18 protein-coding genes are annotated in these 16,024 nt (G+C 38.6%); all 18 read left to right on the plus strand.

Annotated elements, in window-relative coordinates:
* The first annotated feature begins 73 nt into the window (after positions 1–73).
* The 18 genes from IGL32_RS02830 to IGL32_RS02915 all read left to right on the plus strand — a co-directional run bounded on the left by IGL32_RS02830 (position 74) and on the right by IGL32_RS02915 (position 15,952).
* Entirely contained in the window at positions 74–415 is a 342-nt protein-coding gene (locus IGL32_RS02830) for a type II toxin-antitoxin system PemK/MazF family toxin (RefSeq protein ID WP_002355703.1), read from the plus strand.
* A gap of 101 nt (positions 416–516) precedes the next feature.
* Positions 517–1,482, plus strand: coding sequence for a Gfo/Idh/MocA family protein (locus IGL32_RS02835; protein WP_010706697.1), 966 nt, complete (start codon positions 517–519; stop codon positions 1,480–1,482).
* Positions 1,483–1,852: 370 nt separating this feature from the next.
* On the plus strand, positions 1,853–3,772 hold the full coding sequence (locus tag IGL32_RS02840; protein ID WP_010706696.1) for a BglG family transcription antiterminator: 1,920 nt from the start codon (positions 1,853–1,855) through the stop codon (positions 3,770–3,772).
* Positions 3,738–4,061: a PRD domain-containing protein gene (locus tag IGL32_RS02845; protein ID WP_002386991.1), complete on the plus strand. Its 324-nt coding sequence runs from the start codon at positions 3,738–3,740 to the stop codon at positions 4,059–4,061. The genes IGL32_RS02840 and IGL32_RS02845 overlap by 35 nt, the downstream gene beginning before the upstream one ends.
* 14 nt (positions 4,062–4,075) lie before the next feature.
* Positions 4,076–4,432, plus strand: a complete 357-nt coding sequence (locus tag IGL32_RS02850; protein WP_002355707.1) for a glycine-rich SFCGS family protein — start codon at positions 4,076–4,078, stop codon at positions 4,430–4,432.
* Positions 4,433–4,462: 30 nt separating this feature from the next.
* Positions 4,463–4,819, plus strand: a complete 357-nt coding sequence (locus tag IGL32_RS02855) for a DUF4312 family protein (RefSeq protein WP_002355708.1) — start codon at positions 4,463–4,465, stop codon at positions 4,817–4,819.
* A 15-nt stretch (positions 4,820–4,834) separates the two neighbouring features.
* Positions 4,835–5,614 (plus strand): DUF4311 domain-containing protein, encoded by a 780-nt coding sequence (locus IGL32_RS02860; RefSeq protein ID WP_002355709.1) that lies wholly within the window; start codon positions 4,835–4,837, stop codon positions 5,612–5,614.
* 19 nt (positions 5,615–5,633) lie between these two features.
* A complete protein-coding gene (locus IGL32_RS02865; RefSeq protein ID WP_002361314.1) occupies positions 5,634–6,329 on the plus strand; it encodes a DUF4310 family protein in 696 nt (231 codons plus the stop codon).
* A 130-nt stretch (positions 6,330–6,459) separates the two neighbouring features.
* Positions 6,460–7,773 carry a PTS sugar transporter subunit IIC gene (locus IGL32_RS02870; RefSeq protein ID WP_002358780.1) on the plus strand — a complete coding sequence of 438 codons (1,314 nt, stop codon included), beginning with the start codon at positions 6,460–6,462 and terminating at the stop codon, positions 7,771–7,773.
* Between the two features lie 25 nt (positions 7,774–7,798).
* Complete coding sequence (locus IGL32_RS02875) at positions 7,799–8,098, plus strand: hypothetical protein (RefSeq protein WP_002363233.1); 300 nt, start codon at positions 7,799–7,801, stop codon at positions 8,096–8,098.
* Positions 8,099–8,106: 8 nt separating this feature from the next.
* Entirely contained in the window at positions 8,107–9,195 is a 1,089-nt protein-coding gene (locus IGL32_RS02880; RefSeq protein ID WP_002379152.1) for a DUF871 domain-containing protein, read from the plus strand.
* Positions 9,196–9,203: 8 nt separating this feature from the next.
* Positions 9,204–10,313: an amidohydrolase/deacetylase family metallohydrolase gene (locus IGL32_RS02885; protein ID WP_002381282.1), complete on the plus strand. Its 1,110-nt coding sequence runs from the start codon at positions 9,204–9,206 to the stop codon at positions 10,311–10,313.
* Entirely contained in the window at positions 10,303–11,409 is a 1,107-nt protein-coding gene (locus IGL32_RS02890; RefSeq protein WP_010707792.1) for a DgaE family pyridoxal phosphate-dependent ammonia lyase, read from the plus strand. Before IGL32_RS02885 ends, IGL32_RS02890 begins: the two co-directional genes overlap by 11 nt.
* A gap of 3 nt (positions 11,410–11,412) precedes the next feature.
* Entirely contained in the window at positions 11,413–12,156 is a 744-nt protein-coding gene (dagF, locus tag IGL32_RS02895; protein ID WP_002361094.1) for a 2-dehydro-3-deoxy-phosphogluconate aldolase, read from the plus strand.
* A 9-nt stretch (positions 12,157–12,165) separates the two neighbouring features.
* Positions 12,166–13,176 carry a sugar kinase gene (locus tag IGL32_RS02900; RefSeq protein ID WP_002379155.1) on the plus strand — a complete coding sequence of 337 codons (1,011 nt, stop codon included), beginning with the start codon at positions 12,166–12,168 and terminating at the stop codon, positions 13,174–13,176.
* Between the two features lie 93 nt (positions 13,177–13,269).
* The gene (locus tag IGL32_RS02905) at positions 13,270–14,298 is read left to right on the plus strand and encodes a hypothetical protein (RefSeq protein ID WP_002363239.1); all 1,029 of its coding nucleotides are present in this window, start codon (positions 13,270–13,272) and stop codon (positions 14,296–14,298) included.
* Complete coding sequence (locus IGL32_RS02910; RefSeq protein WP_002379156.1) at positions 14,295–14,741, plus strand: YaiI/YqxD family protein; 447 nt, start codon at positions 14,295–14,297, stop codon at positions 14,739–14,741. The genes IGL32_RS02905 and IGL32_RS02910 overlap by 4 nt, the downstream gene beginning before the upstream one ends.
* Before the next feature lie 140 nt (positions 14,742–14,881).
* Complete coding sequence (locus IGL32_RS02915; RefSeq protein WP_002379157.1) at positions 14,882–15,952, plus strand: D-alanine--D-alanine ligase; 1,071 nt, start codon at positions 14,882–14,884, stop codon at positions 15,950–15,952.
* The last annotated feature ends 72 nt before the right edge of the window (positions 15,953–16,024 follow it).

The following is a 16,024-nucleotide window of genomic DNA, read 5'->3' on the forward strand; positions in this document are numbered from 1 at the left end:
CTAAAAAGTTGAAAATATTGCAAGAAACAATATGCTATAATTTTTTAAAGGAAAAGGAGGGAAGGGAATCTGAATGATAAAAAGAGGTGAGGTTTTTTATGCGAATCTCTCACCAGTTGTTGGTTCTGAACAAGGTGGGATTCGACCTGTCCTGATTATTCAAAATAACAAAGGTAACTTATTTAGTCCAACGTTGATTGTTGCACCGATTACCCGTAACGTAAGCAAGCGGCTGCAACCAACGCAAGTCCTTATCGAAATTCCCCATAACGAGTGCAGGACGCCATCACTTATTTTGTTAGAACAAATTCGAACATTGGATAAAGAACGAATGCTACACAAGGTTTGTCAACTTTCTCGTGAAGAGATGGAACAGGTCAATCAAGCTTTAAAAGTTAGCGTTGGTATCCGTTAATTTACATATAAAGAAATCGTTTTGGGGAAACGGTTTCTTTTTTTGTTGAAATGGTTTCCAAATATTCGTTTTTCTCGTATAGTGAAAGAGGAGGCGATCACATGGATAAAATTCGTTATGGAATTATGAGTACTGCCCAAATTGTCCCAAGATTTGTAGCAGGGCTTCGAGAAAGCGCGCAAGCTGAAGTGCGCGGGATTGCATCAAGGCGTTTAGAGAATGCTCAAAAAATGGCTAAAGAATTAGCGATTCCGGTGGCTTATGGCAGTTATGAAGAGTTATGTAAGGATGAAACAATTGATATTATTTATATTCCCACCTACAATCAAGGACATTACTCAGCAGCTAAGCTTGCGTTATCACAAGGAAAACCCGTCCTACTGGAAAAACCATTTACATTAAATGCTGCTGAAGCAGAAGAACTCTTTGCAATCGCACAGGAGCAAGGGGTTTTTCTAATGGAAGCTCAGAAGTCTGTCTTTTTACCAATTACCCAAAAAGTAAAGGCAACGATTCAAGAAGGGGGATTGGGAGAGATTTTATGGGTTCAGTCAGTTACTGCCTATCCCAATGTGGATCATATTCCCTGGTTTTACTCGAGAGAAGCGGGTGGTGGAGCGCTTCATGGCTCAGGAAGTTATCCATTACAATACTTACAATACGTATTAGGGAAAGAGATTCAAGAGGTTACGGGAACCGCAACGTATCAGCAAGGGGCGACGGATAGTCAATGTAATTTAGCTTTGAAATTTGCTGAAGGGACGCTGGGCAATATTTTTATTAATGTTGGTTTAAAGATACCTAGTGAAATGACCATTTGTGGGACGAAAGGGCAAATCGTTATTCCTAATTTCTGGAAAACAGATTGTGCTTATTATACAGATGCTCAAGGCAACACTGTCAAATGGTCTGAACAATTCACTAGTGAATTTACGTATGAAATCAATCATGTGAATCAATGTTTACAAGACAAAAAGTTAACTAGCCCAGTAATGACGAAAGAATTAACGATAGCAACCGTTAAAATTGTTGAAAGTTTTTATCAAGAATGGTTCGATAACGAATAATTACCATCACTTGCTATCCAAACTATTCTGTGTTAAAGTGTGTTTTATGCGACGAGTTGACTCAATCAGATAGCTTCGGCTATTCCGTTTTGACGGCTAGTGATTGTCAAACACAACGACACCAGATAGTACGGCTATCAGTTACCGGATTTGTAACGTGTCGGACAGAATACTTTTGTGGAGAAGGTTTCTGTCTATTTATGCAAATAAATAGTGTGGTATCCCTTAACAGTTACTACTGTTAAGGGATTTTTTTTGTATGAAAAGAGAAGTGTTGCACTTTTATAAGTGCAACTTTTTTGTGTTGTGGAACAGATAAAATAACGCTATAGTTTTAAGTGTAAAGGGAAAAGAAAAGAGGTGACAAGGCATGACCGTGTTGTTGTCCAAAAGAGCGATAAATATTTTATTGATGCTTTTGGATTTGGAAGGGAGTATTACCACGCAAGAATTAGCTGAGAGCTTTACTGTCAGCGTTCGAACAATTAAGTATGATTTAGAAGATATTCGTGCTTGGTTTGAACAGCACGATGAGACACTTTATTCAAAACGAAATAAGGGAATCTGGCTAGATTTACCTGACTCTAAACGCTTACTGTTAAAAAATGAAATTATCGATGTCGATCGATTTGAAACCTATCCTGATCAAAAAAGACGAGTCAATGTATTGATTTTTCAGTTATTGTCAGTCAAAGGGTACTTAACGGCACAGCAGCTAGCAGATGAATTATTAGTGAGTCGAAACACAATTGTCAGTGATTTGGAACAGGTCGAACGGTTGCTGCAAGCATATGATTTAACCTTAATTCGCCAAGCGCGGCAAGGGTTTACAATCAGTGGTGAAGAAAGCAATGTACGCTTACTGATGGAATTTATCACTCAAAAAGAACTTACAGAATACGATATTTACCAAATTATGAACTATGTGACAAAGACAAAAGGGGCTGAAAAAATCCCTAAAATTAAATTTGGGTCAGGGACATTGTTTCAAGGTTGTTATCGTAGTGCATTGAAAAAAATGCGAAATTTAATTAATCCACTCGATCAAAATCAATTTGATTATGCCGAAATATTATCTATTACGTTGAGAGTGGCAATTGCCGCAGCACGTATGCAGATGGCACATACAATTGGGACTTACCGAGTGTTATCACAAAAAACACGCTTTGAACAACGGAACGAAGTACCACTTTTACTTTTACAAGAGGTGTTTGAACGGTATGACTTGCCTTTATTAGCGGATGAATATTTTTATATTTATAGTGATTTATTCGGAACCCATCAACGGCAAGATATGGTTCAATTAACAAAGCAAGTGATTGAAAGCGTTTCAAAAGAGCTGAATTATCCTTTTGTAAATGATCGCCAATTATTTACGAACTTGTTTGCACACCTGTCCTTACGTTTTACAAAGAAACATTTATTTATTAATGAATACAATCCGTTTTCTGAAGAAATCAAAGGAAAACACCCAGCGTTGTTTTTAGCTATTCAAAGTGCCTGTAAACAATTAATTCAACGTTCTGTTTTGTTAGTCAACGATTCTTTCTGCGCATATATTGCGTTGCATTTTTTGGCAGCTCAGGAACGACAACAGCAGGAAGCTAAAGTTGTTAGGATTGTGTATGTTTGCTCGACGGGCTTAGGTGTGACCAGTTTAATTGAACAAAAAATTTTAGAGGAAGTACCAAACGTTGAACTCGCAGGATTTGCTTCTGTTTTAAATGCAACTGAAGTGATTCAAGCAGAAAAGCCCGATTTGGTATTGAGTATTTTCCCAATTGAAGAAATGACATACCCATTTATTAAAGTTAGTCCATTGTTGACGGACACAGACTTAAGTTTGATTCGGGAAGAGGTCGATAAAATTTTATTAGGGAAACGTCAAGGGAAAGGTACCGCTCGCTCCACGAAATCTGATGTAATTGAAAAAAATGAACGGATACAAAGCCAAGATTTATTAGTAAAAGCGTATATTATTTATGAAGAGTTAAAACGAATGTTTCAAACAAAGTTACTGAGCGAATATCAAGAAGCCTTTTTACTTCACGTTTTATTAATGACACATCGGATTACGTTTAATAAACAATACGAAGAGATTCCTTGTAATAGAGAAGTATCTCATGAAAGGCAAGAAGAAATTCGGCAAATTGAATGTTTATTTGCTAAAAATGAGTTACCTGTCAATCATGCTGAAATTTCAGCATTACTTAATTATTTAGAACAACCAAAGGAGGAAGAGGATGGAACTAGCAATGGAAGCACAGGAGATCATTCGACAAAGTGCTGAACCAGAAAAGCTACAATCGATTATCAAACAAACCAGTGCGCGATTAGCAGAAGCACAAATTGAACCAACGGAATTACAGTGGACGATTTTGATTAACCATCTCAATGAGATGCTGAATCGTTCAAGAGAAGGAACGACATTAGCTGGTGTTGATCGGACGTTATTTACGGAACTAACACCAGAAACGTTGAAAATTGCAGAAGAAACAACAGAAGCAATTGGTCAGTTATCAGAAGATGAATGGTATGTTTTAGCTGTTCATTTTGAAGTTGCTAAACAAAACAATTAATAGGAGGAAAAGTTATGATTACAGTAGTTATCGCAGATCGTTTAGGAAAAGGACAAAATGTTGCAAAAGGAGTGGAGCAAGCCGGTGGTCGCGCGGTTGTTGTTCCAGGAATGGGCGCTGATATGCGTTTAGGAGATGTGATGCAACAAGAAAAGGCTGATTTAGGCATTTCTTTCTGTGGAAGTGGTGGTGCAGGAGCGTTAACGGCTGCTACTAAATACGGGTATCCCGAAAGACATGGCATGCGATCAATCGAAGAAGGGGTAACAGCAATTAACGATGGGAAAACTGTTCTTGGATTTGGTTTTATGGATCAGGAAGAACTTGGTAAACGAGTAACTGAAGCATTTATTAAGAAACACGGAGCATAGAAAGTAGTAACTTAGAAAGGAGCGGTAATTATGGATGCCACAAAACGGTCAACACAAACCGTGATTGTTTCTGGAAAAGGTAATAAGAAGAATGAAGCTTTTGCAAGTGCATTGAATGATGTTTCAAAAAAAGTATTAAAAGAAACAACAGAGGTCCTCATCCGGATTGAACCGAAAGAAGTAACTATTCGTCAGGCAAAAGAACAAGTTTATACAGAAAAATTTCTGTTCTTCTTCTTTCCTAGAAAGAGAGTGATTTATCATGTCGAACTAGCTGTAGAAGTGGAAATCCAAGCCATTGCAGTCGAAGAAGTTGATTTTTTAACGGAAACAATTAAAGAACCGAACGCAGTAGTAGTTCCGTTTCTTTCAAAAAGAGGCGTATAAAGGGAGGAAGAAGGAATGGAATTTGTAATCATTTTGCTGAAGTCATTGCTTATTGGTGGTTTACTAGGTTTTGCAGCTGGCGCAGGCGCTGCTCGGATGTTTCATGCACCACAAACGCAAGGGTTAGGGGCATTTAGAACATTAGGAGAAATGAACGCGGCACAAGGAGATCCAGCATCACACTTTTCTTTTGGTTTAGGTTTTTTCTTTAATGCTTGGGCTTCGGCCGTCGGAGCAGGGGCCTTTACACAAGATGTGACCCACCGGATTGTGCCTAACTGGGCTGCAGCAATTTTATTGGTAAAGGATAAAGATGTCACTAAAACGATGCATAATCCCAAAAAAATGGGGATTGTCGGGGCCTTTGTAGGAATGGCGACTGTGGCTTTCTTAAATAGTACAGCTGCAGCAATTCCAGAATCGCTACAAGTAACAGCGGTTGCGGTGTTGGTACCTGCAGCAACGATTTTAATCAATACTGTGATGCCTGTTTTATTCTGGCTAGCGGCTTTAGATGCAGGAAAACGGACGGGTTTCTGGGGAACATTATTTGGCGGATTATCTCAATTAGTCATGGGCAATGCTGTCCCAGGAGTTGTATTAGGGATCTTAATCGGTAAAGGTGTCGATGATTTAGGGTGGACCCGAATGACACGCGGCATGCTTGGTGCCATTATCTTATTATTTATTTTAAGTGGCTTCTTCCGAGGGTTCGACTTAGAAATGATCGAAAGTTTCCGCTTGTCTATTCCTCAATGGTTAAATAATTTACACAATGTCTTCACCGTTAAATAGAAAAAAGGAGGTCTCATAGATGGAACAGCAAGAAAAAAATGAATGGGCACAACAAGAACAAGAAATTCAAGAAGGTTTAAAAGGCAAAAGTTTTTGGTATGCTGATTGGGGCTTTCCCATTTTAGTCGGGATTATGTCAGCGGCAATTTTTGCAGGAACACATATGTATGTAGTTTATGGTGTGGGCGCCTTTAATGAAGTTTCAATTGTTGCGATGCTAAAAGCTGGTTTAGATGGTGGTTCTTATGGCGCTGCCGCAGCATTTGGTGCAAGTTTCCTGTTTGCACGAATTTTAGAAGGTTCTTTAGTCGGGATTTTAGATTTAGGTGGCTCAATTTTAACGGGGATCGGGATTGGCGTACCTGCAATTTTCCTCAGCATGGGTATTAAAGCACCTGTAGAAAACTTTGGCTTAGCACTTTTAACAGGTGCGCTACTAGGGTTAGCAGTTGGTGGCGTAATTGTGTTGATTCGGAAATTTACTATCAATCAAGGAAATTCCACTTTTGGTGCGGATGTGATGATGGGGGCTGGTAATGCCTCAGGACGCTTCTTAGGCCCGTTAATTATTTTGAGTGCGGCGGGTGCTTCGATTCCTATTGGGATTGGTGCTACATTAGGAGCTTTAGGTTTTTACATTTGGAAAAAACCAATCGCTGGGGGCGCAATTTTAGGCGCAATGATTTTTGGTGCAATATTCCCAGTTTCTTTATAATAAGAAAAAGCCTTTTGTTTTGCACTTTCTCTGTCACAAATAAGAATAAGCGTTTACATTATAATGTTACTATGTTATTATAAATGCGAAATAATTATTATTTTTATTAGTTGAACGGAGGAATTAACAAATGAATGGTTTTGTACAGTGGATGGAAGTTAAGTTAATGCCGATTGCGAATAAATTTGGTTCGCAACGCCATATGACAGCGATTAGAAAAGGATTAATTGCAACGATGCCTTTAACAATTGTGGGCTCATTCTTTACAATTTTTCAAAATATTCCAATTGAGGCATACACAAAATTGATTGAACCTTATCAAGCAATTTTAGATATTCCTTCCCGCTATACGATGGGGTTACTTGCACTTTATGCAACATTTGGGATTGCTTCATCATTGGCCAAAAGTTATAAGCTTGACTCTTTGACGTGCGGAATTTTAGCATTAATGGCCTTTTTAGTAACAGCGGCACCACCAACACGTGTCTTTGAAGATGTTGACAACGTCATTACAGCAGGGCGCTATATTAATTTAGCAAATTTAGGTTCAGCTTCTTTATTTGGTGCGATTGTAACAGCGCTGTTATCTGTTGAAATTTATCGCTTCTTTATTGAAAAAGATATTATGATTAAGATGCCAGATGGCGTACCGCCTGAAGTGTCAAATTCATTTATTGCGTTAATTCCAGGAGCAGTTATTCTTTTATTATTCTGGGTTATTCGCCACGTAATTGGTTTTGATTTGAATGGTTTCTTGAGTACGTTATTAATGCCACTTAAAGGTATCCTTGCTGGTAACAGTTTATTTGGCGGCTTACTAACAGTCTTCTTAATCTGTTTCTTCTGGGTTTTAGGGATTCATGGTCCAGCGATTATGGGCCCAGTTATTCGTCCTTTCTGGGATATGTCGATTGCAGAAAACCTTGAAGCTTTTACCAATGGCGCAAACGTTCATCAGTTACCTAATATTTTTACAGAACAGTTTTTACAATGGTTTATCTGGATTGGTGGCGCTGGAACTACGCTTTCTTTAGTTGTTTTAATGATGTTTTCTAAATCAACGTATCTGAAAAGTCTTGGCCGTTTATCGTTCTTACCAGGCTTGTTTAATATTAATGAACCAGTTATTTTTGGAACGCCTATCGTAATGAATCCTATTTTAGGTATTCCGTTTATCGTGGCACCGTTAATTACCACAACGTTATCTTATTTCTTAACAGTCGCTAATATAATTCCGATGATGGCTGCACGCTTAGCGTTTGCAATTCCAGCACCAATTGCTGCTTGGATGAGTACCAATTGGAGTTTCTCGGCCGCAGTATTAGTGATTGTTAACTTCTTAATTACAATGGCTATCTACTATCCATTTTTCAAAGTTTATGAAAAACAACAATTGGATAAAGAAGCAGAAGAATTAGCAGCTGAACAAGCAGCAAAAAATTAAAAAATGTTAGGGCGGGTGTTCTGATATGAATATCCTGCCCCTTCTAAGTCAGAGAAGAAAGTCAGGAGCGTATAAGATGATTATTTGGTTCATTTTCTTTTTTATCGTTAGTCAAATTATTATAGAAAAAGGGCAGTTGCCTACTGTTGTTTATCAATTTGGTTTGGTAAAGACGTTGGTTTTTACGGCAGTTTGTATTACTCTTTCCATGATAATTGGCGGATTTCTAAATCAACCAGTATTGCTCGTTGGCTCTACAACAATCTTGTGTAGCTCGGTGATTGCTTGGAAATTTCGAAATAAATTTGAAAATAGCGGAGTGTGAGAACGAAGATGAAAAGAGCATTAGGTGTATCAGTTTATCCAGATCATAGTGATATCAATCAAGATAAAGCGTATTTAAAAAAAGCCAGCGAATGTGGGTTTACTCGAATTTTTATGAGTATGTTAGAAGTGACCGATGGCAAAGAAGCGGTTCAGAAAAAATTTAAAGAATTAATTAGTTATGCGAAAAATTTAGGATTTGAAACAATTTTAGATGTCGTTCCAAGTATCTTTGATGAATTGGAAATTTCATATGATGATTTGACTTTTTTCAGCGAATTAGGAGCTGATGGGATTCGGTTGGATACAGGGTTTGATGGAAATAAAGAAGCCATGTTGACGTTTAATCCATTCGGCGTGGCTATTGAGTTGAATATGAGTAATGATGTCGCTTATCTTGATAACATTTTGACGTATGAAGCGAATCGACCTTTCTTATATGGTTGTCATAACTTTTATCCACAAGCGGGAACTGCATTGCCGTATGATTTCTTTGAAAAATGTAGCATCCGTTTTAAAAAGGAAGGTATTCGGACAGCTGCTTTTATTTCATCACAGGTAGGTGAAATTGGTCCTTGGGATGTGAATGATGGGCTACCTACTTTAGAAATGCATAGACAGTTGCCAGTCACTGTTCAAGCTAAACATTTATTTGCAACAAATTTAATTGATGATGTTGTTATTGGAAATGCTTATGCTTCCAACGAAGAATTAGAAGCATTGGGTCAGTTGAATCGTTATCAAACAGAATTGACCATTGTTTTTGAAGAAGCGACTTCTGAAATTGAAAAAGAAATCGTAACAAAAAATCAACATTTTCGCCGTGGAGATATCACTCAGCAGATGATTCGTTCCACAGAAGTGCGTAAAAAATATAAAAATGAAGTTAATCCCCCACATGATAATCAAGCAATGCTACAACCTGGAGATGTTGTTGTGGGAAATGATGCATTTGGAAAATACAAAAATGAATTACAAGTCGTTTTAGAACCACATCAAGACTCACGCAAAAACCGAGTAGGGCGTATTATAGAAGAAGAACTTGTATTATTAGAATTCATTAAGCCTTGGACAAAATTTAGATTTATAGAAAAGTAGGGAAGAATATGGACTACGATTTACTTATAAAAAATGGACAGACAGTAGATGGTATGCCTGTTGAAATTGCAATTAAAGAGAAAAAAATAGCTGCTGTTGCAGCAACTATTTCAGGTTCTGCAAAAGAAACTATCCACTTAGAACCAGGTACTTATGTATCCGCAGGCTGGATAGATGATCACGTTCATTGTTTTGAAAAAATGGCTCTTTATTATGATTATCCAGATGAAATTGGGGTCAAAAAGGGTGTTACGACAGTGATTGATGCTGGGACAACAGGTGCTGAAAACATTCATGAATTTTATGACTTAGCGCAGCAAGCAAAAACAAATGTTTTTGGATTAGTCAATATTTCTAAATGGGGCATCGTTGCTCAGGACGAACTCGCAGATTTAAGTAAAGTACAAGCGAGTTTAGTCAAAAAAGCGATTCAAGAATTACCAGATTTTGTTGTAGGGATTAAAGCCCGTATGAGTAGGACCGTTATTGGCGATAACGGCATTACGCCTTTAGAATTGGCCAAACAGATTCAGCAAGAGAACCAAGAAATTCCCTTAATGGTTCACATTGGATCAGCACCGCCTCATTTAGATGAAATTTTAGCCTTGATGGAAAAAGGGGATGTCCTAACCCATTGTTTTAATGGGAAAGAAAATGGTATCTTAGACCAAGCAACGGATAAAATAAAAGATTTCGCTTGGCAAGCGTACAACAAAGGAGTCGTATTTGATATCGGGCATGGTACGGATAGTTTCAATTTTCACGTAGCTGAAACAGCGTTGCGCGAGGGAATGAAAGCTGCATCAATTAGCACAGATATCTACATCCGTAACCGAGAAAATGGTCCTGTTTATGATTTAGCCACAACGATGGAAAAACTCCGTGTGGTCGGCTATGATTGGCCAGAAATTATTGAAAAGGTAACCAAGGCTCCTGCTGAGAATTTCCATTTAACGCAAAAAGGCACGTTGGAAATAGGTAAAGATGCTGATTTAACGATTTTCACGATTCAAGCAGAAGAAAAAACATTGACTGATTCTAATGGATTGACACGAGTAGCCAAAGAGCAAATTCGCCCAATCAAAACAATTATTGGAGGACAAATCTATGACAATTAGTTACGAAAAATTCCACTTAAAAGAAGTCATTAATGCTTCTGGCAAAATGACTATTCTAGGTGTCTCCAAAGTTTCGGAGGCAGTCCTAGCAGCTCAACGATTCGGCGGCGAACATTTCTTTGAAATGAGTGAACTTAGTGTGCAAACAGGGGCCTTTTTAGCCAACTTGTTGAAGGTAGAAGATGCCCAAATCGTTTCCTCGGCTTCGGCGGGGATTGCCCAATCGGTGGCTGCCTTGATTGGAAAAGGCAGCTTGTACCACGCGTATCATCCCTATACAGAAAAAATCGAACAGCGGGAGATTGTTTTACCTAAAGGGCACAACGTGGACTACGGCACGCCTGTAGAAGTCATGGTAGCGCAAGGTGGCGGCCAAGTGGTGGAAGCTGGCTACGCCAACATGTGCAGTCCAGAACACGTGGAAATGATGATTTCTGAAAAAACAGCGGCCATTCTATACATCAAAAGCCACCATACCGTGCAAAAAAGTATGCTGACGGTGGCCGAAGCGGCCAAAGTGGCGCAACGCCACAAGGTGCCGCTAATTGTTGACGCGGCAGCAGAAGAAGATCTTTTCAAATACACTGAAGCAGGCGCTGATTTGGTGATTTACAGCGGCGCCAAAGCAATTGAAGGGCCAAGTGCCGGTTTAGTGGTCGGGAAAAAAGAATACATTGACTGGGTGCGCCTACAAGGCAAAGGCATTGGTCGAGCAATGAAAATTGGCAAAGACAATATCTTGGGCTTTACGCAAGCAGTGGAAGAATACTTGGCACATGGCAGTGAATCAGGGGCTTCGATGCAAGAGCGCTTAAAACCGTTTGTTGAAGCCATCAACAACTTATCAGATTTAACCGCCAAAATCGTCCAAGATGGCGCTGGCCGAGACATTTATCGCGCCAGTGTCAAAGTGGACGGCAGAAAAACTGCCAAGGAAGTCATCCAAGCATTAAAAGCAGAAAGTCCAGCTATTTATACGCGAGAATATCAAGCCAACAATGGCATCATTGAATTTGACATTCGTTCTGTCAATCAAGAAGAAATGAACAAAATCGTGCAACGATTACAAGAAATTATGGACACAAAGGAGAAATAAGTCATGTCATTAAAACCTAATTATTTAGAAGAACGCATTTGTTTAAACGTCTTAGCCAATTCAGTAGAAAATGCCCAAGCCTGTTATGAAGCAGCAGAAGGGCATGTTGTGTTAGGCGTCCTTTCAAAAAACTATGAAACCGATGAAGCAGCCATTGACGATATGAAAAAATACCAAGCAGCAACCAACAACGCTTTATCTGTCGGCTTAGGGGCTGGCGATCCTAATCAAAGTCAAATGGTGGCTCGCTTATCAGAAGTTCTACAACCGCAACACGTGAACCAAGTTTTCACAGGTGTCGGCGCTTCGCGGGCCTTACTTCGTCAAGACGAAACAGTGATTAATGGCTTGGTTTCACCCACAGGCAAAGTTGGCTATGTTAACATTGCGACAGGTCCGTTAAGCTCGGGTGCGCCAGCGGCGGAAGTACCTATCGAAACCGCCATCAAATTGTTGAAAGACATGGGGGGCAGTTCCATTAAATATTTCCCGATGAAAGGCTTGGCTCACAAAGAAGAATACCAAGCAGTAGCAGCAGCTTGTGCCAAGTATGACTTTTATTTAGAACCAACAGGGGGCATTGATTTAGAAAACTTTGAAGAAATTGTTCAAATTGCGGTGGATGCCGGCGTTAAAAAAATCATTCCTCATGTCTACAGCTCAATTATCGATCAAGAAACAGGGGACACTAGAACAGAAGACGTGAAAACGTTACTAACCATGATGAAAAACACATTGAATAAGTAGGTGGCAAAGATGAAAATTGCTGCGTTTGGTGAAGTCATGCTTCGTTTCACTCCGCCAGAGTATCTAATGTTAGAACAAACAGAGCAGTTAAGAATGAACTTTGTAGGGACTGGCGTAAATCTCTTAGCAAATTTGGCTCATTTTCAACTAGAAACAGCATTGATTACGAAATTACCTGCCAATCGTCTTGGTGAAGCTGGCAAAGCAGCGCTAAGGAAGTTAGGAATTTCAGATCAATGGGTAGGAGAAAAGGGCGATCATATTGGTAGTTTTTTTGCAGAAATGGGTTATGGAATCCGCCCCACACAAGTAACTTATCAAAATCGCCATCAGAGTGCTTTTGGCATCAGCGAGGCGAAGGACTACGATTTTGAGGCCTTTTTAGCGGAAGTAGATATGGTGCATATTTGTGGTATTTCGTTAAGTTTAACTGAAAAAACTCGTGATGCTGCTTTGATACTTGCTCAAAAGGCGCATGCCTATCAAAAGAAAGTTTGTTTTGACTTTAATTATCGACCTAGTTTGAATACAGCAAATAGCGCACTCTTTATGCGTCAACAGTACGAACGCATTTTACCTTATTGTGATATTGTTTTTGGCAGTCGACGTGATTTGGTCGAGCTATTGGGTTTCATTCCGCGAGAAGATTTAGAAGGTGAGGCACAAGAAACTGAACTGATTCAGCGTTTCATGTCTCAATACAATTTGGAATGGTTTGCTGGGACAACGAGAAGTCATTCCCAAAATCAAAACTACTTAAGTGGGTATTTATATACCCAAAATGAGTACCAACAGAGTGAAAAAAGACCGCTTCTTAATCTTGATCGAATTGGTGCTGGTGATGCTTATGCGGCGGGGATTTTATATGGCTATAGCCAAAATTGGTCGTTAGAAAAGGCAGTTACCTTTGCCACAGTCAATGGGGTCCTTGCACATACGATTCAAGGAGATATTCCTTTGACAACGGTCAAACAAGTGAATCACGTTCTTGAGCATCCGAATATTGATTTAATTCGTTAAAGAAGAAAACCAGAAGAAAAGTCGTGTGTGGCTTTTCTTCTGGTCTTTTTTTCATTATAATTAAAAGAAACAGATTGCAAAGGAGGCAGCAGGATGAGTGTTGCACATCTTTTAACAGTTTTAGAAAATGATGAATTTATTGAACGGATTCAAAAACGACCAGAAGCGTTCATTGGAACGACTGGCTTAGTCGGCTTAGAGAATTTACTTGTTCAGACAATTAACGGTTTATTAGAGTTTTTCATTGAAAAGAATCAAGGGAAAATTGCTATACAGTTATCGCGTCAACAAATCTCTTTTCAGGTATCTTCCACACGACCGCTTGTTTTTGAACAAAAGCAAGTCGATTTAGAACCACCTTTTCTGTATTTATCTGTTTTACAAGCCTTCTCAAAACAAGTAGGGATCAGTATCGATCAAGAAAAACAGCGAACTATTTTTATTTACCATCAAGGGCAATTGAAAAAACGATTATTATTACCTATTGAAGAAACCCAGGAACGAATTGAAGTCTTGTTTTGGCCAGATACGCAAATTTTTGGTACAGAATCACTTTCTTATATGCGTGTTTTACAACAATGTCAACAGATTGCCATGTTGAATCCAGGCTTAAAGATTCTCTTAACACAAGAAGAGGAACAAAAAAATCTTTGTTATTACCCTAAAGGTTTAAGTAATTATTTATTTGAAAAAGATAACCCATTAACTAGAAAAGCTGCACCGATTATTCAAGCCAAGCAAACAGAATTGGCCCTTGTTCAATTTATTTTGAGTAAAAATCATGCGCCGCAAGTGCAAAAAACATTTGTTAATGGGCATTATCCCAGTCTTGGTGGAACCCACTATGAGGGCTTTCTTGATGGTGTAGTGGCCGCCTTTAATCAATTTTTAGAGGAGCAACATTATTCATTATCTGTGACAGCAGATAGTTTTTTAGCAGAATTTGATTTTGTTTTAGCCATTACGATACCAAAGCCCCGCTACACTGATGCAACGAAAACCATTTTAAGAAATACAGAGTTATATGAAGTGGTTAAAGAAGTCGTTTTTGACGAATTACAACACTATTTTCAACGTCATCCCAAATGGTTAGAGCAAGGAAGAATCGAGGGAAATGAATGAAAATTTTTGTCGATGGCGATGGTTCACCTGTGAAAGAGACGGTTATTGAAGTCGCTGTAGAGAAAGCTTTGGATGTGGTGATTGTTACTAGTGTAGATCATTATTCCTTAAAAGATTATCCAGAAAATGTCTCTTTTGTGTATGTTGATAAAGGAGCGGATGCTGCTGATTTTAAAATTGTGCAGTTAATAAAAAAAGGGGATCTTTTAATTACACAAGATTATGGCTTAGCTTCCTTGGTTTTGCCAAAAGGAGTGTTGGTTTTACATCAACTGGGTTATCAATATACGAAAGAAAATATTGATGGCTTGTTAGAACAACGCTATTTTAGTGGCCAAATTCGGCGAAAAGGTGGCCGAACGAAAGGACCTAAACCTTTTACAGACCAAGATAGAACAACGTTTAAACAAGCCCTTATTGAGCTGGTGAAACGGAGTCTTTAGCAAGGAAAAGGCAAGCAAAGAATTTTTCCTTCACTAAATTTGCTTCTATTATGAAACTGGGTTTTATGCTAAAATAAGTAAGGATAATTTGAAAAATAATTTTTTCTAAAAGACAGGAAAGAAACTAGGAGGACAAGCATTTGAAGATTATTTTGTTGTATGGCGGCAGAAGTGAAGAGCACGATGTGTCTGTTTTGTCTGCATATTCCGTTTTAAATGCAATCTATTATAAATATTATCAAGTACAGTTAGTCTTTATTAGTAAAGACGGTCAATGGGTAAAAGGCCCTCTTTTATCTGAACGACCACAAAATAAAGAAGTTTTACATTTAACTTGGGCACAAACACCTGAAGAAACAGGCGAATTTTCAGGAAAACGAATCAGTCCTTCGGAAATTTATGAAGAAGAAGCGATTGTTTTCCCTGTTTTACATGGGCCAAATGGTGAAGATGGAACAATTCAAGGATTCATGGAAACCATTAATATGCCTTATGTAGGCGCGGGTGTCTTAGCTAGTGCTAACGCAATGGACAAAATCATGACGAAATATCTTTTACAAACTGTTGGCATTCCACAAGTACCATTCGTGCCAGTTTTAAGAAGTGACTGGAAAGGAAATCCAAAAGAAGTCTTTGAAAAATGTGAAGGTTCTTTAATTTATCCGGTCTTTGTTAAACCTGCCAATATGGGTTCTAGTGTCGGAATTAGCAAAGTGGAAAATCGTGAAGAATTGCAAGAAGCATTGGAAGAAGCTTTCCGTTATGATGCCCGAGCAATTGTTGAACAAGGGATCGAAGCACGTGAAATTGAAGTAGCCATTTTAGGAAATGAAGATGTCCGTACGACTTTACCTGGTGAAGTGGTGAAAGATGTCGCTTTCTATGATTATGATGCAAAATACATCAATAACACGATTGAAATGCAAATCCCAGCGCATGTTCCAGAAGAAGTAGCTCATCAAGCGCAAGAATACGCTAAAAAAGCGTATATTATGTTAGATGGAAGTGGCTTAAGTCGCTGTGATTTCTTCTTAACAAGCAAAAACGAATTATTCCTGAATGAATTGAACACCATGCCTGGTTTTACTGACTTTAGTATGTATCCTTTACTGTGGGAAAATATGGGCTTGAAATACAGTGATTTAATTGAGGAACTGATTCAGTTAGCTTTGAATCGTTTTAAACAACGCCAAGAATTTTATAATAACTAAGAAGAAAAAATCACACAAGACTGGGACATGACAAGACTTTGGCATGTCCCAGTCCCTGTGTCAGAGGAGCAA

Source organism: Enterococcus sp. AZ035 (genome assembly GCF_050548325.1).
GTDB classification, from domain to species: Bacteria; Bacillota; Bacilli; order Lactobacillales; family Enterococcaceae; genus Enterococcus; species Enterococcus faecalis.

Excerpts from the sequence above, each read along its gene's own strand:
- dagF (WP_002361094.1), top strand. The coding sequence starts at position 11,413 with ATGTCATTAAAACCTAATTATTTAGAAGAACGCATTTGTTTAAACGTC.
- IGL32_RS02910 (WP_002379156.1), top strand. The coding sequence starts at position 14,295 with ATGAAAATTTTTGTCGATGGCGATGGTTCACCTGTGAAAGAGACGGTT.
- IGL32_RS02880 (WP_002379152.1), top strand. The coding sequence starts at position 8,107 with ATGAAAAGAGCATTAGGTGTATCAGTTTATCCAGATCATAGTGATATC.
- IGL32_RS02900 (WP_002379155.1), top strand. The coding sequence starts at position 12,166 with ATGAAAATTGCTGCGTTTGGTGAAGTCATGCTTCGTTTCACTCCGCCA.
- IGL32_RS02840 (WP_010706696.1), top strand. The coding sequence starts at position 1,853 with ATGACCGTGTTGTTGTCCAAAAGAGCGATAAATATTTTATTGATGCTT.
- IGL32_RS02855 (WP_002355708.1), top strand. The coding sequence starts at position 4,463 with ATGGATGCCACAAAACGGTCAACACAAACCGTGATTGTTTCTGGAAAA.
- IGL32_RS02875 (WP_002363233.1), top strand. The coding sequence starts at position 7,799 with ATGAATATCCTGCCCCTTCTAAGTCAGAGAAGAAAGTCAGGAGCGTAT.
- IGL32_RS02870 (WP_002358780.1), top strand. The coding sequence starts at position 6,460 with ATGAATGGTTTTGTACAGTGGATGGAAGTTAAGTTAATGCCGATTGCG.
- IGL32_RS02835 (WP_010706697.1), top strand. The coding sequence starts at position 517 with ATGGATAAAATTCGTTATGGAATTATGAGTACTGCCCAAATTGTCCCA.
- IGL32_RS02845 (WP_002386991.1), top strand. The coding sequence starts at position 3,738 with ATGGAAGCACAGGAGATCATTCGACAAAGTGCTGAACCAGAAAAGCTA.
- IGL32_RS02860 (WP_002355709.1), top strand. The coding sequence starts at position 4,835 with ATGGAATTTGTAATCATTTTGCTGAAGTCATTGCTTATTGGTGGTTTA.
- IGL32_RS02890 (WP_010707792.1), top strand. The coding sequence starts at position 10,303 with ATGACAATTAGTTACGAAAAATTCCACTTAAAAGAAGTCATTAATGCT.
- IGL32_RS02865 (WP_002361314.1), top strand. The coding sequence starts at position 5,634 with ATGGAACAGCAAGAAAAAAATGAATGGGCACAACAAGAACAAGAAATT.
- IGL32_RS02905 (WP_002363239.1), top strand. The coding sequence starts at position 13,270 with ATGAGTGTTGCACATCTTTTAACAGTTTTAGAAAATGATGAATTTATT.
- IGL32_RS02850 (WP_002355707.1), top strand. The coding sequence starts at position 4,076 with ATGATTACAGTAGTTATCGCAGATCGTTTAGGAAAAGGACAAAATGTT.
- IGL32_RS02885 (WP_002381282.1), top strand. The coding sequence starts at position 9,204 with ATGGACTACGATTTACTTATAAAAAATGGACAGACAGTAGATGGTATG.
- IGL32_RS02830 (WP_002355703.1), top strand. The coding sequence starts at position 74 with ATGATAAAAAGAGGTGAGGTTTTTTATGCGAATCTCTCACCAGTTGTT.